The organism is Guyparkeria sp. SB14A, from assembly GCF_005096345.1.
Taxonomy (GTDB): domain Bacteria; phylum Pseudomonadota; class Gammaproteobacteria; order Halothiobacillales; family Halothiobacillaceae; genus Guyparkeria; species Guyparkeria hydrothermalis.
In genome coordinates this window covers 103,026-125,097 of the sequence record NZ_SWAW01000006.1, presented here as the reverse complement: position 1 = coordinate 125,097, position 22,072 = coordinate 103,026, and the positions used below count along the sequence as shown (strand labels likewise).

Annotated in this window: 20 protein-coding genes and 2 pseudogenes; 6 read left to right on the top strand and 16 right to left on the bottom strand. The window is 67.6% G+C overall.

The window, feature by feature from the left end:
* Nucleotides 1-132: pseudogene (locus FAZ79_RS04425) on the top strand (IS481 family transposase); the annotation flags it as partial.
* Nucleotides 133-661: 529 nt separating this feature from the next.
* A complete protein-coding gene (locus tag FAZ79_RS04420) occupies nt 662-1,849 on the top strand; it encodes a YqcI/YcgG family protein (protein ID WP_136866767.1) in 1,188 nt (395 codons plus the stop codon).
* A 55-nt stretch (nt 1,850-1,904) separates the two neighbouring features.
* Here FAZ79_RS04420 and FAZ79_RS04415 read toward each other — a convergent pair whose 3' ends face one another.
* The 6 genes from FAZ79_RS04415 to FAZ79_RS04390 are packed head-to-tail and all read right to left on the bottom strand — an operon-like array spanning nt 1,905 to nt 7,683.
* Nucleotides 1,905-2,462, bottom strand: a complete 558-nt coding sequence (locus FAZ79_RS04415; protein ID WP_247709491.1) for a chalcone isomerase family protein — start codon at nt 2,460-2,462, stop codon at nt 1,905-1,907.
* Nucleotides 2,462-3,016 (bottom strand): DUF3833 domain-containing protein, encoded by a 555-nt coding sequence (locus tag FAZ79_RS04410; RefSeq protein ID WP_136866765.1) that lies wholly within the window; start codon nt 3,014-3,016, stop codon nt 2,462-2,464. Before FAZ79_RS04410 ends, FAZ79_RS04415 begins: the two co-directional genes overlap by 1 nt.
* Complete coding sequence (locus tag FAZ79_RS04405; protein WP_136866764.1) at nt 3,013-4,308, bottom strand: MFS transporter; 1,296 nt, start codon at nt 4,306-4,308, stop codon at nt 3,013-3,015. The genes FAZ79_RS04410 and FAZ79_RS04405 overlap by 4 nt, the downstream gene beginning before the upstream one ends.
* The gene (locus FAZ79_RS04400) at nt 4,305-5,555 is read right to left on the bottom strand and encodes a cyclopropane-fatty-acyl-phospholipid synthase family protein (RefSeq protein ID WP_136866763.1); all 1,251 of its coding nucleotides are present in this window, start codon (nt 5,553-5,555) and stop codon (nt 4,305-4,307) included. The genes FAZ79_RS04405 and FAZ79_RS04400 overlap by 4 nt, the downstream gene beginning before the upstream one ends.
* Entirely contained in the window at nt 5,528-6,328 is an 801-nt protein-coding gene (locus FAZ79_RS04395; protein ID WP_136866762.1) for a DUF1365 domain-containing protein, read from the bottom strand. Before FAZ79_RS04395 ends, FAZ79_RS04400 begins: the two co-directional genes overlap by 28 nt.
* The gene (locus FAZ79_RS04390) at nt 6,325-7,683 is read right to left on the bottom strand and encodes an FAD-dependent oxidoreductase (protein ID WP_136866761.1); all 1,359 of its coding nucleotides are present in this window, start codon (nt 7,681-7,683) and stop codon (nt 6,325-6,327) included. The genes FAZ79_RS04395 and FAZ79_RS04390 overlap by 4 nt, the downstream gene beginning before the upstream one ends.
* Before the next feature lie 196 nt (nt 7,684-7,879).
* On the opposite strand from FAZ79_RS04390, the gene FAZ79_RS11815 reads away from it, so the two are divergent.
* The 3 genes from FAZ79_RS11815 (at nt 7,880) to FAZ79_RS04375 (ending at nt 11,737) form a co-directional block, all read left to right on the top strand.
* The gene (locus FAZ79_RS11815) at nt 7,880-8,041 is read left to right on the top strand and encodes a DUF2256 domain-containing protein (RefSeq protein WP_136866760.1); all 162 of its coding nucleotides are present in this window, start codon (nt 7,880-7,882) and stop codon (nt 8,039-8,041) included.
* Complete coding sequence (locus FAZ79_RS04380) at nt 8,031-9,626, top strand: cryptochrome/photolyase family protein (RefSeq protein ID WP_136866759.1); 1,596 nt, start codon at nt 8,031-8,033, stop codon at nt 9,624-9,626. The genes FAZ79_RS11815 and FAZ79_RS04380 overlap by 11 nt, the downstream gene beginning before the upstream one ends.
* A 200-nt stretch (nt 9,627-9,826) precedes the next feature.
* Complete coding sequence (locus FAZ79_RS04375; RefSeq protein WP_169303576.1) at nt 9,827-11,737, top strand: sensor domain-containing diguanylate cyclase; 1,911 nt, start codon at nt 9,827-9,829, stop codon at nt 11,735-11,737.
* 100 nt (nt 11,738-11,837) lie between these two features.
* On the opposite strand, the gene FAZ79_RS04370 is transcribed toward FAZ79_RS04375, so the two are convergent.
* From FAZ79_RS04370 to FAZ79_RS04350, 5 genes are all read right to left on the bottom strand, one after another.
* On the bottom strand, nt 11,838-12,731 hold the full coding sequence (locus tag FAZ79_RS04370; RefSeq protein ID WP_136866757.1) for a phosphoribulokinase: 894 nt from the start codon (nt 12,729-12,731) through the stop codon (nt 11,838-11,840).
* Nucleotides 12,732-12,991: 260 nt separating this feature from the next.
* The gene (locus FAZ79_RS04365) at nt 12,992-13,270 is read right to left on the bottom strand and encodes a YrhK family protein (RefSeq protein WP_136866756.1); all 279 of its coding nucleotides are present in this window, start codon (nt 13,268-13,270) and stop codon (nt 12,992-12,994) included.
* Nucleotides 13,271-13,276: 6 nt separating this feature from the next.
* The gene (trmB, locus tag FAZ79_RS04360) at nt 13,277-13,978 is read right to left on the bottom strand and encodes a tRNA (guanosine(46)-N7)-methyltransferase TrmB (protein WP_136866755.1); all 702 of its coding nucleotides are present in this window, start codon (nt 13,976-13,978) and stop codon (nt 13,277-13,279) included.
* A gap of 4 nt (nt 13,979-13,982) precedes the next feature.
* Nucleotides 13,983-14,795, bottom strand: a complete 813-nt coding sequence (locus FAZ79_RS04355) for a thiazole synthase (RefSeq protein ID WP_136866754.1) — start codon at nt 14,793-14,795, stop codon at nt 13,983-13,985.
* A 35-nt stretch (nt 14,796-14,830) separates the two neighbouring features.
* Nucleotides 14,831-15,889 carry a folate-binding protein YgfZ gene (locus FAZ79_RS04350; RefSeq protein ID WP_136866753.1) on the bottom strand — a complete coding sequence of 353 codons (1,059 nt, stop codon included), beginning with the start codon at nt 15,887-15,889 and terminating at the stop codon, nt 14,831-14,833.
* Nucleotides 15,890-15,970: 81 nt separating this feature from the next.
* Between FAZ79_RS04350 and FAZ79_RS04345 the strand changes: the two genes are divergently transcribed.
* Complete coding sequence (locus FAZ79_RS04345; RefSeq protein ID WP_136866752.1) at nt 15,971-16,432, top strand: hypothetical protein; 462 nt, start codon at nt 15,971-15,973, stop codon at nt 16,430-16,432.
* Nucleotides 16,433-16,538: 106 nt separating this feature from the next.
* Here the strand turns inward: FAZ79_RS04345 and coaE are convergent, their stop codons facing one another.
* From coaE to FAZ79_RS04320, 5 genes and pseudogenes are all read right to left on the bottom strand, one after another.
* Entirely contained in the window at nt 16,539-17,192 is a 654-nt protein-coding gene (coaE, locus tag FAZ79_RS04340) for a dephospho-CoA kinase (protein ID WP_136866751.1), read from the bottom strand.
* Between the two features lie 7 nt (nt 17,193-17,199).
* Nucleotides 17,200-18,074: pseudogene (locus FAZ79_RS04335) on the bottom strand (A24 family peptidase).
* Between the two features lie 85 nt (nt 18,075-18,159).
* Nucleotides 18,160-19,392 carry a type II secretion system F family protein gene (locus tag FAZ79_RS04330; protein WP_136866750.1) on the bottom strand — a complete coding sequence of 411 codons (1,233 nt, stop codon included), beginning with the start codon at nt 19,390-19,392 and terminating at the stop codon, nt 18,160-18,162.
* Nucleotides 19,393-19,420: 28 nt separating this feature from the next.
* Complete coding sequence (gene pilB, locus FAZ79_RS04325) at nt 19,421-21,118, bottom strand: type IV-A pilus assembly ATPase PilB (protein WP_136866749.1); 1,698 nt, start codon at nt 21,116-21,118, stop codon at nt 19,421-19,423.
* A 444-nt stretch (nt 21,119-21,562) separates the two neighbouring features.
* Complete coding sequence (locus FAZ79_RS04320; RefSeq protein WP_136866748.1) at nt 21,563-22,012, bottom strand: PAS domain-containing protein; 450 nt, start codon at nt 22,010-22,012, stop codon at nt 21,563-21,565.
* Between the last annotated feature and the right edge of the window lie 60 nt (nt 22,013-22,072).

Below are 22,072 nucleotides of genomic sequence, written 5' to 3'. Positions count from 1 at the left end.
GAACGTGCTCAGCACTTACCCAGATGGCTGCATGACTACAATTGGCACCGGCAACATGGCAGCCTTGACCATAAACCGCCCATCAGCGTCCTTGGGTTACCCGAGGACAACCTCATGAGACTCCACAGCTAGGGAAGGTCTGCACGAATGCCATACCGCTCTGCGCGCCTTGAGCCGGGCAGGTGCAAGGCGCTCGTCCGCCGCGGAAGGGTGATTCCCTTTCCCAGGACGACAACGCAGCAGATGCCCGGCTCAAGGCGTGCCCGGCGGGGCTTGGCGAGTCGTTCCTGCCTCGCGCTGCTCGGCGCTTCCCGGGCTGCGGCGTGCCGCTGGCACGCCGTTCCGGGTCGCCCATGCTCCGCGTTGCGATGCCTTGACGTGGCCACCGGCACGCCGGCGACATCGCGCCTTGATCACGAACGACTCGCCAAGCCAGAGTGGCATGGCATTCGTACAGACCTTCCCTTGGGTAAAACCCGTTTTTCTGCAATGGCTTAGCGCGATGGCGCGGCCCGGTTTCGCCCCCTTTTTTGCGCCCACGGCCATTATCCGGTAGATTGCGCGCTCCGCTCGGCGCGGCGGGGTATGGCGAGCCGCTGGTTTGATGTTTCAAATCAGTGACTTGTGGGTTGAGAGGTGAGCATAGAAAACGGGGCGTGCCATGAACATCATGAAGCAGTTTGTGCTGGGTCGTCGGCTGGTCGGTGGCTGGGCGCTGGAACAGGGCGCGACCCTCGACGACGCGGCGGCCATCCGGCTGGCCGAGGCGCTGGCCGAACGCGACTGGCTGTCACCGCGCGCCGCGGATGACCTCGATCTCTCCCTGCTTTCGTTCCTGGTGCTGGAGACGGCCCACCGCTACTACGTCCAGGCCGACAAGGCCCTGAAGACCTGCCAATCCGAGGAGGGGCGCACGCTCTACCCGGCGGCGATGCTGCCCGAGCGGCTGGCCGACCTGGCCGCGACCCTGCGCTTCTACGACGAGGTGCCGGCCATGGCCCCGTCGCTGCCCGCCAACGGGCTGGCGAGCCTGCAGAGCCTGACCAACACCCTGTTCGCGGTGATCGCCGCGCAGTTCCCCGAGCACATGGCCGAGGTGCACGCCCAGGTGATGCGCGCCGAGGTGGCCGAGGCCGTGCGCGCCGGCTTCGCTCGGACGGCGGCGCACGTGCCCGTCTACTCGCCGACGCACCTGGAGTTCATGGGCGCGGTCGACAAGACCCGCTGCATCTTCGCCCCGTCGGGCAAGTACTGGGGGGCGCGCGACTACGATCCGGCGCGTGGCTTCGATGCCAACGTGCGCCAGTTCGGCGAGGACCTGTTCCGCTTCATGACGGTGGCGCGCAAGGAGAAGTTCAAGGGGCTGGCCTTCCGCCTGCCGGCCTCCTTCAGCCGTTCGGTCGAGCGCCTGGCCGAAACCACCGCCACCCTGCTCGAGGGGCTCAACCGCATCGACCCGGCCGGATCGCGCTGCCTCGAGCGGGTCGACGACAAGCCCGGCTGGAAGTTCGAGTGGGCCGGCGAGACCATGTTCCTGACCGCCTTCGGTGTCTGCTATCCCGAGGACCACCCGCGCAACCCGTACGGCTTCGATTACACCTATTTCTTCTTCCAGCCGGACTTCGTGCTGCGCAACCACCCCGGGCTGATCGACGGCAAGGAAGAGATCTCGCGCCAGCGCATCCTCGCCTCGTTCCGTAAGGACGGCATGGACTACGACAACGCCGGCAAGGAAGCCGAGCACGCCCGGTATCTGCGCCCGATGGCCGCCGACGGCCCGGCCGTGGCCTGGTGGGAATACCTGCCGGCCCGGCAGGTGGTCGAGGAGCCGTTGCCGGCCGCGGTCTGAGCGTCCTTCCGATCGCCGGGCCGGTCGCCCCGGCGACTTTTCCTTCGCCGCGCCGTCAGTCCACTCGGGACAGCAGGGCGGTGCGCAGCGTGTCCGACAGCGGCGGCTCGGCCAGCCAGATACCGAAATAGGCCCGCGCAAGCTCGCGGTCGTCGGACTCGAAGCGCATCTCGTCGTTGAGTTTCAGGGTCAGCCGTTCGGTTGCCGGGTCCCAGTCGAGGCGATAGCGGTCGCCGTCGGTCACGTCGATCATGGCGCTCTGGATTGCGTCGATCTTCGGTCGCAACGCCTCGCGCGCCTCGCCTCCGTACTGCTTGTCCAACGCCACCCAGGTCGCCTTGCGGATGTCCTCGACCCCGACGTCGCGGTGATACTCGAGGATCAGGCTCATGGGCACCTCGGCGTCGACGATCGCTTGCTCGTCGGCCTCGGCCGGGGCGTAGAGCGCCGCGTCGTAGACGTCCCAGATCATGTAGCTGGCCGTGCCCGAGCCCTGCAGGACCAGTGGGGACTCGCCGAGCGTGCGTTCCGTCGGGAAATCCCGGGCAAACGCGGTGGATGACGTGCCGATCAGCAGCGCCATGCCGGCCACCATCAGCCCCAAGCGGCCCATCACGATGCCTCCCCGTCCGGATCGGTCTTGGTGAAGAACAGCGTCACCTCGCCGACGCGGATGCCGAACTTGGTCACCGTCGCGCGGTTGATCACCACGTTCTCGCTGCGGCGGATCATCCAGTCGTCGAAGGCCACGTCGATGGTCGAATCCCCGTAGGGCAGGCGCAGCACGTAGCGCCAGTTGAGCGCCTGACCCACCTCGTGGCCGGCGGCCTCGCCGACGATATCGCCGGCCCGGCCCACGTAGCGCCCCTCGCCGGTGGGCGTGATGCGCCAGGTGCGCTGGTCGGTCTCGCCGTCGTCGTAGACGAAATCCTCGTCGAGGACGAATTCCTCGCCCTCCCAGTAGCCGTCGATCTCGACGCGGAACTGGCGCTTGATCTCGCCGCCGCGGCTCTCGAAGATGCCGTGCGCCCAGGTCTGGCCCTCGAAGTAGCCGGTGAGATCGAAGGCGGGCGTGGTGCCCTGGAACTGCTCGAGTTTCATGCTGCTGCATCCCGTGAGTAGCAGGGTGAGGGCGAGCGCGCTCGCCACGGTGAGGTGTCGGATCATGGGGTGGTACCTCGCAGGTGGGATTCGGTATCGGTCAGCTGTCGGAAGACCAGCCAGGCGGCAGCGAGCTTGAAGACGACCGGCAGGGCGCCGTAGGTGACGGCCAGGGCGGTGGTGTCGCTGTCGCCCGCCTCGAAGCCGGCCAGCGACAACAGCCCGAAGCCCACGCCCACGGCCACCGCCAGGGCGAGCTTGGTCGCCAGCCCCAGCAGGCCGAAGAACAGCCCGGCCCGATCGCCGCCGCCCTCGTCGCTGTCGATCCCGGCGATGTCGGCCTGGATCGAGGCCGGCAATGCCATGTCGGCCCCCAGGCTCAGGCCCGAGACCGCGCAGATCAGGGCGAACCAGGCCACGTCACCGCTGCCCAGCCACGGGGCGAACGAGAAGCTGATCGCCGCGAGCAGGATCGATGCGCCCCAGGCGCGGCGCTTGCCGATCCGTCGGGCGATCGCCGTCCAGGCCGGCAGCGCGGCGATGCCGGCACCGAAATACAGGAGCAGCAGCCAGCCGAGCCAGTTCTGGGCGCCGAGCCGGTCGGCGACGAACATCAGGAACAGCGCGGCGGGGATGCCGTTGGCCAGGTTGTTGAGAAAGTACCCACCCAGCAACCCGCGCAGGCGCCGGTTGTGTTTCAACAGCGGCCAGCCGTGTCGCCAGTCGACCAGTGGGCGATGGATCGCCGGTTCGGGCGTGCTTGCCGCCATCACGAAGAAGCCTGCCGGCAGCAGGATCGCCATCAGCCAGAACACCGCCGTGAGCACGTCCGCCGGGGCCTCGCTGCCGAGCAGGATGGGCAGGGCGGCGGCCAGCACGGTGCCCACCAGGGCCAGACCTTCGCGGCCGGCCGCCAGGCGGGTGCGCCCGTGCGGGGTCGGGTCGGCCTCCGCGCCCAGGCTGGTGTAGGGCAGCTGGATCAGCGTCCAGCCGAGGAAGGCGGCCAGTCCCCACAGGTAGAGATGCCACAGCCCGACGTCGTCGTCCGGGCGCAGCAGGAACCAGAGCGAGACGATCAACAGCGGCATGCCGGCGCCCATCAGCCACTTGCGCCGATGGCGCCCGGGGATGCGGTCGGAGAGGTAGCCGACCACCGGGTCGGTGATCACGTCCCAGAGACGCGTGAGCATCAGTGCGGTGCCCACGGCGGCCAGGCCCAGTCCCAGCTCGTTGGCGTAGAACGGCGGCAGGTAGACGTAGAGCGGAATGCCCATCAGCGCCAGCGGCAGGCCGGGGGCGCCGTAGGCGAGCACCTGCCACAGGGTCAGTCGTGGTGCGGTGCTCGCGCGGGTGTTCACGGGCGTTCCAGGATGACCTGGGCGACGTCGATCCGGTCGGCGAGAAAGCCGGCCTCGCAGTAGGCGAGGTAGTAGCGCCAGGTCTGGCGGAAGCGGTGATCGAAGCCCAGGGCCTCGAGCTGCGGCTCGACGGCGTCGAAGCGCTCGCGCCAGCGCGCCAGCGTGCGGGCGTAGTCGTGACCGAAGCGTTGGGTCTCGCGCACGGTCAGCCCCGCCCGCTCGGCGCCGGCGTGGAAGCGCTCGACCGAGGGCAGCATGCCGCCGGGGAAGATGTAGAGCTGGATGAAGTCGGGCTCGCGGCGGTAGGCCTCGAACGCGTCCTCGTCGATGGTGATCACCTGGATGGCCGCGCGGCCGCCGGGCTTGAGCCGGTCGTATACCGTCTGGAAGAAGGTCGGCCAGTAGCGCTCGCCGACCGCCTCGAACATCTCGATCGAGACGATGTGATCGAACCGGCCGCCCTGGTCGCGGTAGTCGGTCAGGTGCAGGCGGGCGCGGTCATCCAGGCCCGCGGCGGCCAGCCGCTCGCGGCCCCAGGCGAGCTGCTCGGTCGACAGGGTCAGTCCGTCGAGGTGCAGGCCTCGCCGGGCCGCCGTCTCGGCCAGCCCGCCCCAGCCGCAGCCGATCTCCAGCAGCCGGTCGCCCGGTTTGGCCCCGAGGCCGTCGAGCAGTCGGTCGTACTTGCGCTGCTGGGCGGTGACCAGCGACTCGTCGGGTTCGGCGAACAGGGCCGAGGAGTAGGTCATCGACTCGTCGAGCCACAGGCGATAGAAGTCGTTGCCGAGATCGTAGTGCGCGGCGATGTTGCGCCGGCTGCCGCGGCGGTGATTGGCGCGCAGGGCATGCTGGATGCGGTGGCCGAGTCGCGCCCAGAAGCCCGGGCGCAGGTCGTGGCCGATCGCCTCGACGTTGCGTGCGCCGATCTCGAGCAGGCTGGTCAGGTCGTCGGTGGTGAAGTCGCCTTCGATAAAGCCTTCGGCGATGCCGATATCACCCAGTCGCGCGATGCGCGAGAACAGGCGGGCCGGGTGGTGCAGGTGCCAGCTGGCGGCAAGCTCGGGGTGCTCGGCACCGACGAACTCGGCGAACCCGCCGTCATCGGTGGTGACCCGGACGCGGCCGATGCGGATGTCGGCCAGCAAATGGGTCACCCAGCGCGCGCTCAATGGCAGGGCGTGTTCGGCCGGTCGCTCGCCGGCCGTGGAGCCCGAGACGGGGCTCAGGTTCCGTGTTTGGACGATGGGCATGAGCTGACCTCCGATGCCGGTGGTGGCGGGTTCTTGTGAAAGCGTCCGCCCTTGAGCCAGATTTTCAGGGCCTGCCAGTGGATCAGGCCAATCACCTTGAGGGTGAGAAACGGGATGCGCAGCGCCTCGAGCATCAGCCGGCGATCGGTGAGCTGGCGGCGCTGGGCGGTGTGGGTGGCGACGAGTGTCAGGGTCTCGCCGCCATCACTGTCGACTTCGGTCTCGCGGATCGCCACGCCCAGGCGCTCGCCGGGGCGCGAGAGCCGGAAGTGGTAGCGCATGTTCATGGGCAAAAACGGCGAGACGTGGAACACCTTGTCAGCCTGCGCGCGGAAGGGCTTTTCCAGCGGCCGGCCGTGGTCGTGCAGGAAGTAGTGGTGGTGCCCGCCGAAGGTGTTGCTCACCTCGCAGTCGATCGCGACCAGCTCGCCGGACCGGTCATGGCAGTACCAGACGGTCAGGGGGTTGAACTGGTAACCCAGCACCCGCGGGTAGGCCGAGACCAGGATCCTGCCGCCCTCGATGTCGATGCTCTGGGCATGTGCCGTGGCCGTGATCCAGTCACGCAGCGGCATGTCGCGGCGCGGGCCGTGATCGCGGTCGTGGACCGAGAACAGGTTGAAGCGGTTGTGCGAGAGCAGGCGCTGGTCGGGAAAGCCGGCCTCGAGATCGTCGAGATCCACCAGGAGCGAGAAAACGCGGTAGCAAAAGCGGTAGCGGGCCCGCGTGAACCGCTGGTGCATCACCCAGCCCTGGTAGAGCGCCGAGGTCACGCCGCCTCCGTCCCAGGGCTGCTGGATGGGTCGCCTGAGGAGGCAGTCGAGGTGGTGTCCTCCCAGGGAATCGGCACGCCGAACTGGCGGGCGACGGCCACCGCCGAGGTGAGCCCGTCCTCGTGAAAGCCGTAGCCGGTCCACGCGCCGGCGTAGAAGGTGCGGCGATGGCCCTGCAGGGCCGGCAGCTCGGCCTGGGCGGCGACGGCGCGGGCATCGAAAACCGGGTGGTGGTAGGTGATCTCGCGCTCGATCAGGGACTCGCGGGGCGGCTCGAAGGGGTTGAGCGTCACCAGCCAGTCGTGGGCCGACTCCAGTCGCTGCAGGCGGTTCATCCAGTAGGTCACGGCCACGGCCCGTTCGCCGTCGGCATCGCGCCGCCCCAGGTAGTTCCAGCTCGACCAGACCTTGCGGCGCGTCGGCATCAGCGCGATGTCGCGATGCAGGAAGGCGCGGTTTTTCTGGAAGCGGAACGCGCCGAGTACGCCGGTCTCGGCCGAGTCGGCCCGGTCGAGTGCGGCGAGCGTCTGGTCGGCGTGCCCGGCCATCACCACGGCATCGAAGCGTCGCCCGTGTTCGGGCAAGGTCACGCCGGTCTCGTCGCGCTCGACCCGCGTGACGGGGTGGGCGGTGAGTGCCTCGAAGCGGCGTTCGGCCAGCATCCGCTCGACGTAGCGGCGTGAGCCGCCCACGACCGTCTCCCACTGCGGGCGGTCGGCCACGTTCATCAGGCCGTGGTTGTCGAAGAACTGCAGGAAGCTTCGTGCCGGGAAGGCGCGCATCTGCCGGGTCGGGCAGGACCAGATCGCCGCGGCCATGGGTAGCAGGTAGTCCTCGGCGAGTCGCGGCGAGAAGCGATGGTGTTCGAGGAACTGCCCCAGGGTGCGCGTGCCGAGCGAGTCATCGCCGAGTGCCGCCTTGCCCAGACGGTTGAAGCGCAGGATCTCACTGACCATGCGCAGGAAGCTCGGCCGCAGCAGGTTGGCCCGTTGCGCGAACAGGGTGTCGAGGTTGTCGCCGCTGTATTCCAGACGCCCGGCGTCCATGCTCATGCCGAAGGACATGTCGGTGGGCTGCGTCGCGATCTCGAGCGACTCGAGCAGGCCGAACAGGTGCGGGTAATTGGGGCGGTTGCAGACGATGAACCCGCTGTCGACCGCCACCCCGCCGCCGCGACCGTCATCGACCAGATGGGTGTGGGTGTGACCGCCGATGTAGTCGTTCTGCTCGAACAGCGTCACCCGGTGGCGCTGGCCGAGCAGCCACGCCGAGCCCAAGCCGGCGATGCCCGAGCCGATCACGGCGATATCGAGCGGTTGGGCGGTGGGGGGAACGAAGGGGCTGGTCTGGGTCACGCAGGGTCTCCGGGCATTCGGCAGATTACGGCTAGAGTGTATAAACTCTGTACAGGTTTTGCACAGAAATTTGCCCCGCCATGTTTCGACCCGTTGTTTCGCTCGATCCGACCTGTCCCGCCGTCCCCCGGCGAGGCCCGCACCCTCGTTGTTGCAATGACTGGACGCGCGTGGTGCCCGTCAGGTGGCCGGGCTGATGGCGCGGCAGGCACGCAATCAGCCCGTCAACCGGCCAAGCAAGGTCTGTCCGGTGTGCAACCGACCATTTGCCTGGCGGCGCAAGTGGGCGCGGGACTGGGTGCGTGTCGTCTACTGCTCGGAACGCTGTCGTCGCGAAAGGAGATCACATGACCGCTAGACACCTGCTGGTCGTGCTGGGTGATCAGCTCAACCCCGACAGCGCGCTGTTCGACGGCGCCGATCCCTCGTGCGACGTGATCTGGATGGCGGAGGTGGCCAACGAGGCGTGTCACGTCTGGTCGCACCAGTCGCGCATCGCGTTGTTCCTGTCGGCCATGCGGCACTTTGCCGCCGACCGCCGGGTCGATGGCTGGCGGGTCGACTACCGGGAACTGCCCGCCACGGCCGAGGACGACAACCTGCCCACGCTGGAGGCCGCCCTGGCCCAGGCGATCGAGCGCTGGACCCCGCAACGGGTGATCTGGGTGTGCCCGGGGGAGTATCGGCTGCGCGACGCCCTGGCGGCGTTGGTCAGCGAGGCCGGCGTCCCGCTCGAGGAGCGTGGCGATCGGCATTTCCTGGTCGATGACGCGTGGTTTGCCGACTGGGCGGCGGGGCGCAAGACCCTGCGCATGGAGCATTTCTACCGGGCCCAGCGGTGCCGGTTTGCCGTGCTGATGGACGGCGACGAGCCGGTGGGCGGGAAGTTCAATTTCGATGCCGCCAACCGGCAGTCCTTCGATGCCCGTGGTCCGGGGCTGATGCCCGAGCCGGCCCGCTTCCCGCCCGACCGGGTCACGCGTGAGGTGATCGATCTCGTGCAGGCGCGATTCCTCGACCACCCCGGCCAGGATCACGACGCGCTGTCACGATTCGACTGGCCGGTCACCCCGGCCCAGGGCGAGCAGGCGCTGGTCGATTTCATCGAGCAGCGCGGCCACGCGTTCGGCGCCTACCAGGACGCCATGTGGACCGATGCGCCCTGGTTGTACCACTCGCGGCTGTCGGCCGCGCTCAACCTCAAGCTGATCGACCCGCGACGGGTGATCGAGGCGGTGGAGTCCGCCTGGCGGGACGGGCGCATGCCGCTGGCCGCCGCCGAGGGGTTCATCCGCCAGGTGCTGGGGTGGCGCGAATTCGTGCGCGGGCTCTACTGGTGGGGCATGCCCGATTACGCGCGGGGAAATGCACTCGAGGCCGACGAGCCGTTGCCCACCTTCTACTGGCGCGGACGGATGGCCGACGGCGAGCCCATCCCGATGAGTTGCCTCGACCAGGCGATCGGCCAGACGTTGCGCCTCGGGTATGCCCATCACATCCAGCGCCTGATGGTCACCGGCCTGTTCGCCCAGTTGCTGGGCGTGCGCCCGCAGGCGGTCCACGAGTGGTACCTGGCCGTCTACGTGGACGCGGTCGAGTGGGTCGAGCTGCCCAACGTGCTCGGCATGTCGCAGTACGCCGATGGCGGGGTGATGGCGAGCAAGCCCTATGTCGCCTCGGGGCGTTACATTCAGCGCATGAGCAACTACTGCGCGCATTGCCGCTTCGATCCGGGTGAGGCGGTGGGCGAGTCGGCCTGCCCGTTCACCACCCTCTACTGGGATTTCCTGCTGCGCCACCGCGAGCGCTTCGCTCGTCACCCGCGCACCGCGCTGCAATGGAAGCACGTCGAGCGCATCGATGCCGAGCGGGCTGCCGTGATCGGCGAGCAGGCCGAGTCGTGGCGCGAGGCACTCCGGGCCTCGTCCCGGCGCGAGGGGTGAGCCCAAGGCAATCGATCAACACGATTCCCCGCACTTTTCATGGGCTTGAGCGGCGTGGTCCCGCCCGCGCCGGTGGTTACGGGGACGGCTTTCTGGGATAATTGCCGCCGTTGCGCGCACGCTGCTGCTTGCGCTCTCCCCGCCGCCCAATCGCAGCCCCCGGCGCCGGGTGGCCGATGTCGACCGGAGTCCCCCGGCCCATGCCCGAGCTCAATGCCGTCCGACTGATCCGCCGCAAGGCGATGCTGCTCGCCGTGCTGGGTGTCCTCGTCAGCGGCATCCTGGTCGCGCTGGTCACCGCCGTGCCCATCTACCAGTCCTCGCGCGAGGGCCTGGAGCGCAGCACCCTGATGGGTATCCAGGCGCAGGGGGCGGCACTCGACAACCTGGTGCAGCGCTACGAGGGTATCGCCCGCCAGGTCACCAGCCGCACGGAAATCCGCCGCCGCCTCGAGGCCTACGTCGACGGCCAGATGTCGATCGAATCGCTCACCGAGTACACCGCCCCGCGGCTGGCCGATGCGCTGGGCACCTCGGCCGCGCTGGTGGGCATCAAGCGGCTCGGGCCGTTCGGCGAGGAGATCGTCGACGAGGGCGTGACCGCCGAGGTGCCGGAGCACACGGTCCTCGACGAGCTTGGCGATGTGCAGAGCCGGCTGGTGCGGTTCGAGAACCGCATCGTCTGGCGCACGGTCGCGCCGATCTGGGCCGAGGACGGCCAGCGGCTCGGCACCGACGTGCTGTTCTTCGAGGTCGATAGCCTGGTCAGCCTGCTCGAGCGGGCGCGCACACTCGAGCCCTCCGCGCGCGGTTTTCTGCTCGACTACCGCGGCGAGCGACTCGTGGGCGTGAACGCCGACGGCACCGGGCTGGAGATGGAGAAGGCGCGCGAGACAATCGCCGGCGAGCTTTCGCGGATCGACCCAACCGGTCCCGGCGTGGTCTGGCCCGAGCTGGATGGCGAGGCCCGTGTGCTGTTCCACACGCCGGTCGGCGGCGGTCGCTGCCTGCTGCTGATCGAGTCCGATTTCTGGAGCTTCTACCAGCCGGTGGTCGCGCGCCTGCTTTGGCCGCTGGGCGTGGTGCTCCTGCTGTTGCCGCTGGTCGCCTGGCTGGCCGCGCGGGCGTTGCGTCCGGTATTGCAACGCCTGTCGGAGCAGGCCGAGGAGCTCGAGCGCTCGGCCGGTGAGCTGCGCCTGGCCGGCAGCGTGTTCGAGGGCACCGGCGAGGCGATCATGATCACCTCGCCCAACCATCGCATCCTGCGGGTCAACCCGGCGTTCACGCGCATCACCGGTTTCAGCGCCGACGAGGTGATGGGGCGGCCGATGAGCGACCTGTTCCAGCTCGATGACGAGGAAAGCGAGCAGCTGGAGCGCATCTGCCAGCGGCTCAATCGCGAACACAGCTGGCAGGGCGAGCTCGACTACCGCAATCGACGTGGCGAGCGGCTGACCGCGTTGCAGACCATCAGCAAGGTGACCGACGAGCAGGATCGGGTCAGCCACTTCATCCACATCTTCAACGACATCACCGAGACCAAGGTGGCCGAGCAGCAGATCCGCCATCAGGCCCACCACGATTCGTTGACCGACCTGCCCAACCGGGCCTCGCTCAAGTATCGGATCGGCGAGGCGGTGGCCCGGGCGCGCCAGGACAACACGCGCCTGGCGGTGCTGTTCCTCGACCTGGACTACTTCAAGGAGGTCAACGACCGGCTCGGCCACGCGATGGGCGACCGGCTGCTGCGCGAGGTCGCCGGCCGCCTGCAACGCCTGCTGCGCCACGAGGATATCGTGGGGCGCCTGGGCGGCGACGAGTTCCTGATCCTGCTCGAGGGGTTGCCCGCGCCGCGCTTTGCCGGGCAGGTCGCCGCCAAGGTGATCGAGGTGCTCACCCAGCCATTCGACCTCGACGGCGAGTCGGTCTCGATCGGCGTGTCGATCGGCATCGCGGTCTTCCCCGAGCAGGGGCATGATGCCGAGGCACTGGTCAACCACGCCGATGCGGCCATGTACGAGGCCAAGGCCGCCGGTCGGGACCGCTACCGCTATTTCGACGGCCCTGCGGATGTGACCACGTCGCGCAACGGAGACGATTCCCCCTCCTGAAGTCGGCTCACCGGACGGTTTGATCCGTCGCGGACACGAAAAAGCCCCCGCGGCGCAGAGCCGGCGGGGGCTTTTTTCGTTCCGGCGAATCCGTGAACGCTTAGGCGTCGCGTTCCTGGATCAGGCGATGGATACGCGGGGTCAGGATCAGGTCCATCGCGTAGCTCATCTTGCCGCCCGGCACCACGATGGTGTTGTAGCGGGACATGAACGAGTGCGGGATCATCTGCAGCAGGTACGGGAAGTCGACGCCGAACTCGTCTGGATCGCGGAAGCGGATCACGACCACGCTCTCGTCCGGGGTCGGGATGTCGCGGGCGATGAACGGGTTGGAGGTGTCGACGGTCGGTACGCGCTGGAAGTTGACGTCGGTCTGCGAGAACTGCGGGGTGATGTAGTTCACGTAGTCCGGCATGCGGCGCAGGATGGTGTCGACGATCTTCTCGGCGGAGTAGCCGCGCTCGGCGTTGTCGCGGAAGATCTTCTGGATCCACTCGAGGTTGACGATCGGCACGACGCCGACGCCCAGATCGACGTGCTGGGCGACGTCGACGTCATCGGTCTTCACCAGGCCGTGCAGGCCTTCGTAGAACAGCAGGTCGGAGCCGGCCGGGATGTCTTCCCAGGGGGTGAACTCGCCCGGGCCGAGGTTGGTGTTCAGGCGCGCGTTGTGCTCGGCGGCTTCCTCGTCGCTGTGCAGGTAGTAGCGCTTCTTGCCGGAACCCGACTCGCCGTAGCTCTTGAACAGCTCGCCCAGCTTGTCGAAGTGGTTGGCCTCGGGGCCGAAGTGGGAGAAGAAGTTGTTGCCCTTCTCGGCCTCGGCGGCCATGCGCTCGCGCATGTCCTTGCGGTTGAGTGCGTGGAAGCTGTCGCCCTCGATCACGACCGGCGAGATGCTCTCGCGACGGAAGATGTGATTGAAGGCGGTCTTGACGGTCGAGGTGCCGGCGCCGGACGAGCCGGTAACCGCGACAACGGGATGCTTCTTGGACATGGTCCCTCCTGTTGGAAAGCAATAAAACGAAACGTGGAAAAGCGGTGCAATTCGGTCGGTAGGCCGGAGAGGAGCGCAATCGTGGTCGCGCTACGAGACTCGCCGGGCAAACGAAAGCCCACGATAATATGGGTTTACGGCACCGGGAACAAGTTGCTGCCTATCGAACCGGCCCGGAATGGCGCGGTTGCCGGGCCTTGGGGAAGGCTGCACGAATGCCATACCGCTCTGCGTTCCTTGAGCCGAGCACCTGCTGAGTTTCAGGGTGTCTTGGCCGACACGGCCTGGCGACGCCGAATTCGCTGCAGATGGATGTTCCGAGCCAGTCGAATGCTGGGGCGAACCAGGTACTGCAGCGAGGCGATGACGAAGACCCAGGCGCCGACCGATTCGTAGTCGGGAACGAGGAAGGCGACGCTGCCGAGCGTGAACCACAGACCGATCAGGAAATCGTTCGCCAGTACGGCGGTCTCGTAGCGGCGCCGGATGACCAGCGCCTCGCGGCCCAGCGGCAGGGTCAGTGAGGGGTCGCGACTCATGCCCGACTAGCGGCGGCGGTAGAGCAGGTCGAACACCTGATGGCCACGTTCCTCGCCGCGCCGCTCGAACTTGGTGCGCGGGCGCCAGTCGGGCCGGGCGTTCTCGCCCGTGCCCTCGTGCTCGGCGGTAAAGGCCGGGTGGGCGTCGAGCACCTCGCGCATGTGTTCGGCGTACTCGGCCCAGTCGGTGGCCAGGTGCCACAGCCCGCCGGGCTTGAGGCGGGTGGCGACGAGATCCGCGAATGGCGTCTGCACGATGCGGCGCTTGTGATGGCGCTTCTTGTGCCAGGGATCGGGAAAGTAGAGCAGCAGTCGGTCGAGGCTTTGCTCACCCAGGCGCTGCTCGAGGAACGGCACGGCGTCGCCGCAGACGGCCTTGAGGTTGGTCAGGCCGAAGTGCTCGATGCCGTTGAGCAGGTGGCCCACGCCGGGGCGGTGGACCTCGATGCCGATGAAGTCCTGCTCCGGGTCCTTGGCGGCCATCTCGACCAGGCTGTCGCCGTTGCCGAAACCGATCTCCAGGGTCAGTGGCGCGGTCCGGCCGAACAGTTCGGCCGGGTCGATCCGCGGGCCCTCGGCCTCGATCAGGTACTTCGGCCCCAGCTCGTTGAGCGCGCGCTGCTGGCCGGGCGTGAGTCGACCCTCGCGGCGGATGAACGAGCGGATGCGACGCCGGAAGCCGTCGCTTTTCTGGCTGGTTTCGCTCATGGGATCAGAAGAACAGGCCGTCGACGGGCGAGGAGGCGCTGGCGTAGCGCTTTCTCGGCATGCGCCCGGCGAGGAAGGCCTCGCGGCCGGCCTCGATCGCCTTCTTCATCGCCGAGGCCATCAGCACGGGGTTGTTCGCGTGGGCGATGGCGCTGTTCATCAGTACGCCGTCGCAGCCGAGCTCCATGGCCACGGCCGCATCCGACGCGGTGCCGACGCCGGCATCGACGATGATCGGCACCTCGGCGTTCTCGATGATGGTCATCAGGTTGTACTTGTTCTGGATGCCCAGGCCCGAGCCGATCGGCGCGGCCAGCGGCATGACCGCGACGCAGCCAATCTCCTCGAGGCGCTTGGCGACGATGGGGTCGTCGGAGGTGTAGACCATCACCTCGAAGCCGTCCTCGACCAGAGTCTCGGCGGCGAGCAGGGTGTTGGTGATGTCTGGGTAGAGGGTCTTCTCGTCGCCGAGCACCTCGAGCTTGACCAGGTTGTGCCCGTCCAGGAGTTCGCGCGCCAGTCGACAGGTGCGCACCGCCTCGGTGGCGGTGTAGCAGCCGGCGGTGTTCGGCAGGATGGTGTATCGCTCCGGTGGCAGCACGTCGAGCAGGTTGGGCTCGTCGGGGTTCTGGCCGATGTTGCTGCGACGGATCGCCACGGTGACGATCTCGGCCCCGGCGGCCTCGGTGGCCTCGCGGGTTTCGGTCATGTCCTTGTACTTGCCGGTGCCGGTCAGCAGGCGCGAGGTGAAGCGACGGCTGCCGACGACCAGCGGCTGGTCGGCCGTCGGGCTGGATTCGGGACGGTTGTCAGTCATGGGCTTGATTTCGTTGCGTGTGATTTGGGGTGGGGTCAGTGCCGGGCGCCGGCCCGGTCGCTGCCGCCCTCGATGGTGTCGTGCGGGTCGAGGCTCAGGGCCAGCCCGTCGATGCTCAGGGAATCGTGCAGGTGCTTGAGCTTGATCACGGTGAGCACCAGGCTGCCCGACTCGTCCGGCAGCGGGGCGCTGCGAACGACCTCGCCGGCGGTCTCGTCACGGTCGTTCTTCACCGGCGTGCCGGCTGCCGGCGCGGCAAGCCCGAGCACATGACCGGCGAACAGGCGCCGGTTGGGCTTGCCGAGGTAATGCATCCGGGCGATGACTTCCTGACCCGGATAGCAGCCCTTCTTCAGGCTGAAGGCATCGAGCTCGTCGAGGTTGATCCATTGCGGCACGAAGTGTTCGGCCGTCTCGCCGGTTACCTCCGGGATGCGATCCTCGATTTCGGCACGTTCCCAATGGTCGCTGGCAACGATGGCGCTGCTGTCCGGGGCGGTGCCGAGCATCGCCTTGAGTGCCTCGGTCGGGCCGTGAACGGCAACGCGCATGCCGTGGCTCGTGCCCTTGTCCTCGCGCAGATAGAGGCAGCCGCGCGCGTCCACGACCGTCGGCCAGCGGCCCGGCGTCGGGTCGGCCTGGGCGAGTCGTTCGATGGCCGCGCAGGCCTCGGCGTCGTCGAACGGGCAATCGGACGACCGGGTCTCACCCGGCCAGATGATGCCCATCGCGGCCTGGTCGTCGGCGAGCGACAATTGCACGTCGCGGCGCAGGACGTACATCTGCAGGCGCTTGAGCAGGCCCGGGGCGAGTTCTGCACGCGTGATGAGGTGGAAGCGGTCGTCGTGCGCGGCGATACGCAGCAATCCGAGTGCCCGTCCCTTCGCGGTGCACAGGGCGGAGAAGGAGGCGGCCTCGTCGCTCACCGCGTTGATGTCCTGCGTGAGGATCGCGTGCAGGAAGGCGCGCGCCTCCGAGCCGGTGACCTCGATCACCCGACGGTCGGGCAGGTCGGTCAGCAGAATCGCATCGGCGGCCGGGTTGGCGTTCGGCTGCATCAGGTCGTGCCAGGTTGTATCGATCGCGTCGGACATTGGCGCATTCAGGCTCGTCAAGTTCGGTCGGCAAGGATAGCATCACCGCCGGCGGCTTCGCTGCGAGATGGAGGGCGACCCATGGAACGGGTATCGGAAGGATTCAGTGAGCGTCTGGTTGCCGACCGCTGGCTACTGGCAGCGTGGACCGCGCTGGTGCTGGCCGCCTGGCTGGCGGTCAGCCTGGTCATCTGGCAGGCGCCCCGGCCGGTCGGGGCCCACACGCCGTCACTGGAATGGTTGTGGCGAACGGCGGCCTGGCTGGTGGTCTCCGGCGGGTTGTGGCGTTGGCTTCATTATCGCCCGCCGGGCTTTGCGATCGAGGGGCAGCTGGCTTGGTCGGCCGGGCGTGCGGAGGTGCTGCTGCCCTCGGGCGAGTCGATACGCGGAGAGACGCGGGTGCTATGGCAAGGCCCGTTGCTGGTGGGGGTGAGGCTCGATACCGCCACGCGCGGACGTTTCACGCTTTGGCTGACGCCGGCGCGCCTGGGGCGGCGCGGTTGGTGGCGTCTGCAACGCTTCCTGATGCTGGGGACCCCGTGATCCGTCGCGCGCGTTCTTAGGGAATCGCCCTTTTGCGGCGGACGAGCGGCTTGTAGCTGCCCGGCTCAGGGCACGCCGAGCGGTATGGCATTCGTGCAGAGTTTCCTTAGATGCGCGAGCCGGGCCGGCGCAGGCGGCGATCCAGCTCCACGATCCGTGCGCGCAGGGCCTCGGGCGCGGCATCGTTGACCAACTCGAAATCGGCGATCGCCCGGCGCGCCGCGTCATCGACCTGGGCGGCCATCCATTGCTCGGCCTGGCGGGCGCCGATGCCCGGGCGGGCGGCGAGCCGCTCTCGGCGCAGCGCGTGTGGGGCAGTCAGGGTGATCACGGCGTCGAGCCAGTCCCGATAGGCCGGCCACACCGAGGCCTCGGCGAGCAGCGGTACCACCACCAGCACGTAGGGCGCGTGACGCCTCGCGGCGTTTGCGCGCTCGCGGGCCGTGGCCCGGATGGCCGGGTGCAGGATCGCCTCCAGCGCGGCGCGCTCCGCCGGTTGGTCGAGGATGCGCCGGCGCAGCCGGTCGCGATCGAGACGGCCATCGTCCCGGAGTATCTCGTCGCCGAATCGGGCCCGGATCTCCTCAAGGCAGGGGCTGCCCGGCTCGACCAGTTCGCGGCTGATCGCGTCGGTGTCGACGATCGGGACGCCCAGCTCGGCAAAGATCGAGGTCGCCAGGCTCTTGCCGCTGGCAATACCGCCGGTCAGGCCGATGACCTTGCCTGTCGTTTCCTCGCGATCCGGGGAGCGGTTCGTCATGCCGGGGTCAGAGCGCGCCGCCCAGGTAGGCCGCCATGATCGGCTCGCCGAGATACAGGGCGACCAGCCCGGCGAGGGCAAGATACGGGCCGAAGGGGATGGGGATGCGGCGGTCGTGGCGCAGGGCCACGATCATCGCCATGCCGATCAGCTCCCGGCCAGGGCCGAGAGCAGGATCACCAGCGGCAACAGCTGCCAGCCCAGCCAGGCCCCCAGGGCGGCGAGCAGCTTGAAGTCGCCGAAGCCCATGCCCTCCTTGCCGGTGAGCAGCCGGAACAGCCAGTACACCGACCACAGGGCGAGATAGCCGAACACGGCGCCCAGCACTGCCTGGTCCAGCGAGAGATGGTAGTCGTCCAGCACGATCGGCAGGAGCAGGCCCAGCCACAAGAGCGGCAGGGTGAACACGTCGGGCAGCAGTTGGGTTTTGAGGTCGATGATCGAGGCGGCGAGCAGGGCCCAGCCGAACAGGAACACGGCCAGGGCCAGCGCGGTTGGCCCGAAGTGCCAGGCCGCCAGACCGGTAAGCGCGGCGCTCGCCAGTTCCACCAGCGGGTACTGCCAGGCGATGGCCTGACCGCAATTCGCGCAACGACCGCGCAACATCAGCCAGCTGAGCACGGGGATATTCTGCCAGGCCCGGATCGGCGCCCCGCAGCCCGGGCAGGCCGAGCGCGGCCGGACCAGGTTGAAGGGCTCGTCGGCGGGCGCCTCCTCGCGGTCCAGCAGGGCACGGCATTCGCGCGTCCACTCCCGCTCCATCATCACCGGCAGGCGGTTGATCACCACATTGAGAAAGCTGCCCACCAGCAGGCCGAACACCGTAGCGACGGCGATCCAGATGGCCGGGTGTTGCTGGAAGATCGCTTGCAGTTCGCTCATGAGGTATGTGGACCTGGGTCGGGGCCGGATAGCGAAACGGCCCGTGCATGGCGGGCCGTGTGGGTTCCGTCGGGTGGCGCGGTGGTCAGACCACGGCGCCCAGCTTGAAGATCGGCAGGTACATGGCGATGACCAGACCGCCGACCACGATGCCGAGGAAGGCCATGATCATCGGCTCGAGCAGGCTCGACATGGCGTCGACCATGTTGTCGACCTCCTCCTCGTACATGTCGGCCACCTTGGCCAGCATGTTGTCGAGCGCACCGGTTTCCTCGCCGATCGCGACCATCTGGATCACCATCACCGGGAACAGGTTCGATTGCTGCATGCCGATGCGCAGCGGCGAGCCGGCAGCCACCAGGTCGCGCATGCTCATCACCGCGTCGCGGAACACCGCGTTGCCGGTCGCCCCGGCCGTCGGCGGCAGGGCCTCGACCAGCGGGACGCCGGCGGAGAACATGGTCGACAGGGTGCGGGCAAAGCGCGCGATCGCCGATTTCTCCATCAGCGGGCCGAAGATCGGCAGCTTCAGGATCATCCGGTCGAGGAAGTGGTTGAAACGATCCGAGCGCCGCTTGACGAACACGAACAGGAAGATCGCCCCGCCGATACCGCCGAAGATCCAGTACCAGTACTCGCGGAACAGGTCGGAGAGGCCGATGACGAACTGTGTGAAGGCCGGCAGGTCGGCACCGAAGCCCTGGAACAGCGATTCGAACTGCGGGATGACGAAGATCAGCAGGATCGCGGTGACGATAAAGGCGACCACGAGTACCGCGGTGGGGTAGAACAGGGCCTTCTTGATCTTGCCCTTGAGGCTCTCGGTCTTTTCCTTGTAGGTCGCGATGCGGTCGAGCACCACCTCGAGGGCACCGGACTGCTCGCCGGCGCGCACGAGATTGACGAACAGCTCGTCGAAGTACTTGCGGTGCCGATCGAGGGCGTCGGCGAGGTTGGTGCCGCTCTCGACGTCGTTCTTCACCTCGTTGATGAGGTCCTTCATCGTCTTCTTCTCGGCGCTCTGGGCGATGATGTCCAAGGCCTGCACGATGGGCAGGCCGGCGGTCATCATGGTGGCGAGCTGCCGGGCGAAGGTGGCGATGTCGCGCGGCTGGACGGGCTTGGAGCTGGAGAAAAGCGGCTTGGCCTTGCGCTTGACCCGGATCAGGGTCATGCCCAGACGCCGGATCTCGGCACGCACGGCGGTGTCGTTGAACGCCGCCATCTCGCCCTTGATCACCCGGCCTTCCTTGGTGCGCGCCTCGTAGGTGAAGACGGGTTTTTCGCTTGTCTTGTTCTTGCTTGCCGCAATGGCCATCTTGTCTCTCCCTTGATCCCGGCCGCCTTCAGTCCTTGGTGACGCGGTTGATTTCCTCGAGGCTGGTCACGCCGGCGAGCACCTTTTTCAGACCGGAGCGTCGCAGGTCGTCGATGCCTTCCTTGCGCGCCTGGTCGGCGATGTCCATGGCGTTGCCGCCTTCCATGATGATCCGCCCCATCGCCTCGGACACGGGCATGACCTGATAGATGCCGACCCGGCCCTTGTAGCCGTTGGTGCACTGATCGCAGCCCACCGCCTTGTAGATGGTCGGCGAGCCGGCGAGGTCCTCGGCGGTGAACCCCTCGCGGCGCAGTTCCTCGTCGGGGATGCTTTCCTTGGTGCGGCAATTATTGCACAGGCGTCGCGCCAGTCGCTGCGCGATGATCAGGCTCACCGACGAGGCGATGTTGTAGGCCGGCACGCCCATGTTCACCATCCGAGTGAGCGTCTGTGGCGCGTCGTTGGTGTGCAGGGTCGAGAGCACCAGGTGCCCGGTTTGGGCGGCCTTGATCGCGATCTCGGCGGTTTCGAGGTCGCGGATCTCGCCCACCATGATCACGTCCGGATCCTGGCGCAGGAAGGCGCGCAGTGCGTTGGCGAAGGTCAGCCCGACCTTGGGATTGACGTTGACCTGGTTGATGCCTGGCACGACGATTTCCGCCGGGTCCTCGGCGGTCGAGATGTTGCGGTCGCCGCTGTTGAGGATGTTCAGGCCGGTGTAGAGCGAGACCGTCTTGCCCGAGCCGGTGGGGCCGGTGACCAGGATCATGCCGTAGGGCTTGTCGAGCGCGTCCATGTAGAGCGCTTTCTGCCCGGGCTCGTAGCCGAGCTGGTCGATGCCCAGTTGCGCGCTGGTCGGGTCGAGGATACGCAGCACCACCTTTTCGCCGAACAGGGTCGGGCAGGTGTTGACACGAAAGTCGATCGAGCGGTTCTTCGACAGCTTGAGCTTGATGCGCCCGTCCTGCGGGATGCGCCGCTCGGAGATGTCCATCCGGCTCATCACCTTGACGCGCGCGATGATGCGGTCGGCCAGGTTGGCCGGCGGCTTGGCGCTCTCGGTTAGCATGCCGTCGATGCGGAAACGCACGCGGAACTGCTTCTCGTAGGGCTCGATGTGGATGTCCGAGGCGCCCTTGCGGATGGCATCCGTCAGGAGCTTGGTGACGAACTTGACCACCACGTCGTCCTGGATCGAGGCATCCTCGACGTCGTGGGCCTCGTCGTCCTCGCGCTCGAACTCGACGTTCGACAGGTCGTCGTCGAGTTCGTCCCCCAGGGCGTCCATGCTGTCGCTCAGGGCTTCCTCGAGCAGTCGCGCGATCGTTGGCGCCTCGGCGACCACCGCCTCGATCGCCATGTTGGTCGAGAAACGAAAGCCGTCGATCGCGCCGGTATCGGAGGGGTCGGCAACGGCCACCGTCAGGCGACGCCCGCGCTTGAACAGCGGCAGCGCCATGTTGGCCTGAAGGACCTTCTCGGGGACGAGTTTCAGGGGCAGGTCGCTGGTGTCGATGGCATCGAGATCCACCAGCGGCAGACCGAAACGCTTGGAGGCGACGGCGGCGATGGTTGCCGCCGACACGCCCTCCGCGATCACGGTGTTGAGCAGCGAGTCCTCGCTGGCTTCGGCCTTGGATTGAATGGTCTTTGCCTGGTCGGAGGACAGGGCTTCCTCCCTGACCAGGGCGCTGAGCAGTCCATTGACGGGGGGTGCGCTCATCGATCCGCCTGTGCGTTGTCGCGTCCGTGTTCGTGCCCCGCGGGCGGGGCGGCATGCGCAAAGGATGCCCGCTTGGCCGGTTCCTGACAAGGGAAACCCTGCACGATTCGATGACGTCTCTGCGGGCCTCCAAGGGTGCAGATGCAAGGCGCAGCCCGCCGTGAAGGGCCGTCGCCCTTTACACGGGCGGCAACGCCGCAGATGGACCCTTGGAGGCCTGTTCCAGCTCCGCGTTCACCGGGCTGCGGAGCGACGTTGAGTCGCTCCGGTCCCGGTTCACCCAGACGGGGCTCGCGGGTTTGCCCGCACGCAGCAAAGCCGTCCCTCGACGGGCAATGAGCCCGTCTTCGCTCCGGCGCCTTGATTGCCCACAAACCCGCGAGCCAGAGATGCCATCGAATCGTGCAGGGTTTCCCCGGGCACCCGGGCCCCGGGGGCGTCGGCTCAGTCGGGCGTGTCGGACTCCAGGCGGGATTCGAGCTCGGCCACCCGGGCACGCAGGCGCTCGTTCTCCTCGCGCATGCGAACCAGCTCGGTCACGTCGCGCTGGATGCCGATGAAGTAGGTCAGGTGGTCGTCGTCGTTGAAGACCGGGGTGATCGACAGCTCGTTCCAGAACAGGCTGCCGTCCTTGCGGTAGTTGCGCAGCACCACGCGGGTGGCCTCGCCCCGACGGATGGCGTCCCTGACCTCGGCCAGCGGGGCCTGGTCGCGATCACCGGCCTGAAGGAAGCGACAATCCTGGTAGAGGATGTCGTCTTGTGAGTAACCGGTCAGTTCCTCGAAGGCCTGGTTCGCGTAGATCAAGATATTGTCCGAGCCTTCCTGCTCGGCAATCACGATACCGTCCGTCGAGGCGTTGACCGCCTTCTTCAGCAGATTCGCATCCAGCATCAAGGTCTGGATCTCCTGTGGTGCATGAGGGTCACGGCATTGTGACACAGACGGCATGAT

Bases quoted from the DNA above. Each gene is read 5' to 3' on its own strand.
- FAZ79_RS04420 (WP_136866767.1), top strand. From the start codon at position 662: ATGAACATCATGAAGCAGTTTGTGCTGGGTCGTCGGCTGGTCGGTGGC.
- FAZ79_RS04415 (WP_247709491.1), bottom strand. From the start codon at position 2,462: ATGGGCCGCTTGGGGCTGATGGTGGCCGGCATGGCGCTGCTGATCGGC.
- FAZ79_RS04410 (WP_136866765.1), bottom strand. From the start codon at position 3,016: ATGATCCGACACCTCACCGTGGCGAGCGCGCTCGCCCTCACCCTGCTA.
- FAZ79_RS04400 (WP_136866763.1), bottom strand. From the start codon at position 5,555: ATGCCCATCGTCCAAACACGGAACCTGAGCCCCGTCTCGGGCTCCACG.
- FAZ79_RS11815 (WP_136866760.1), top strand. From the start codon at position 7,880: ATGGCGCGGCAGGCACGCAATCAGCCCGTCAACCGGCCAAGCAAGGTC.
- FAZ79_RS04380 (WP_136866759.1), top strand. From the start codon at position 8,031: ATGACCGCTAGACACCTGCTGGTCGTGCTGGGTGATCAGCTCAACCCC.
- FAZ79_RS04375 (WP_169303576.1), top strand. From the start codon at position 9,827: ATGCCCGAGCTCAATGCCGTCCGACTGATCCGCCGCAAGGCGATGCTG.
- FAZ79_RS04370 (WP_136866757.1), bottom strand. From the start codon at position 12,731: ATGTCCAAGAAGCATCCCGTTGTCGCGGTTACCGGCTCGTCCGGCGCC.
- FAZ79_RS04365 (WP_136866756.1), bottom strand. From the start codon at position 13,270: ATGAGTCGCGACCCCTCACTGACCCTGCCGCTGGGCCGCGAGGCGCTG.
- trmB (WP_136866755.1), bottom strand. From the start codon at position 13,978: ATGAGCGAAACCAGCCAGAAAAGCGACGGCTTCCGGCGTCGCATCCGC.
- FAZ79_RS04355 (WP_136866754.1), bottom strand. From the start codon at position 14,795: ATGACTGACAACCGTCCCGAATCCAGCCCGACGGCCGACCAGCCGCTG.
- FAZ79_RS04350 (WP_136866753.1), bottom strand. From the start codon at position 15,889: ATGTCCGACGCGATCGATACAACCTGGCACGACCTGATGCAGCCGAAC.
- FAZ79_RS04345 (WP_136866752.1), top strand. From the start codon at position 15,971: ATGGAACGGGTATCGGAAGGATTCAGTGAGCGTCTGGTTGCCGACCGC.
- coaE (WP_136866751.1), bottom strand. From the start codon at position 17,192: ATGACGAACCGCTCCCCGGATCGCGAGGAAACGACAGGCAAGGTCATC.
- FAZ79_RS04330 (WP_136866750.1), bottom strand. From the start codon at position 19,392: ATGGCCATTGCGGCAAGCAAGAACAAGACAAGCGAAAAACCCGTCTTC.
- pilB (WP_136866749.1), bottom strand. From the start codon at position 21,118: ATGAGCGCACCCCCCGTCAATGGACTGCTCAGCGCCCTGGTCAGGGAG.
- FAZ79_RS04320 (WP_136866748.1), bottom strand. From the start codon at position 22,012: ATGCTGGATGCGAATCTGCTGAAGAAGGCGGTCAACGCCTCGACGGAC.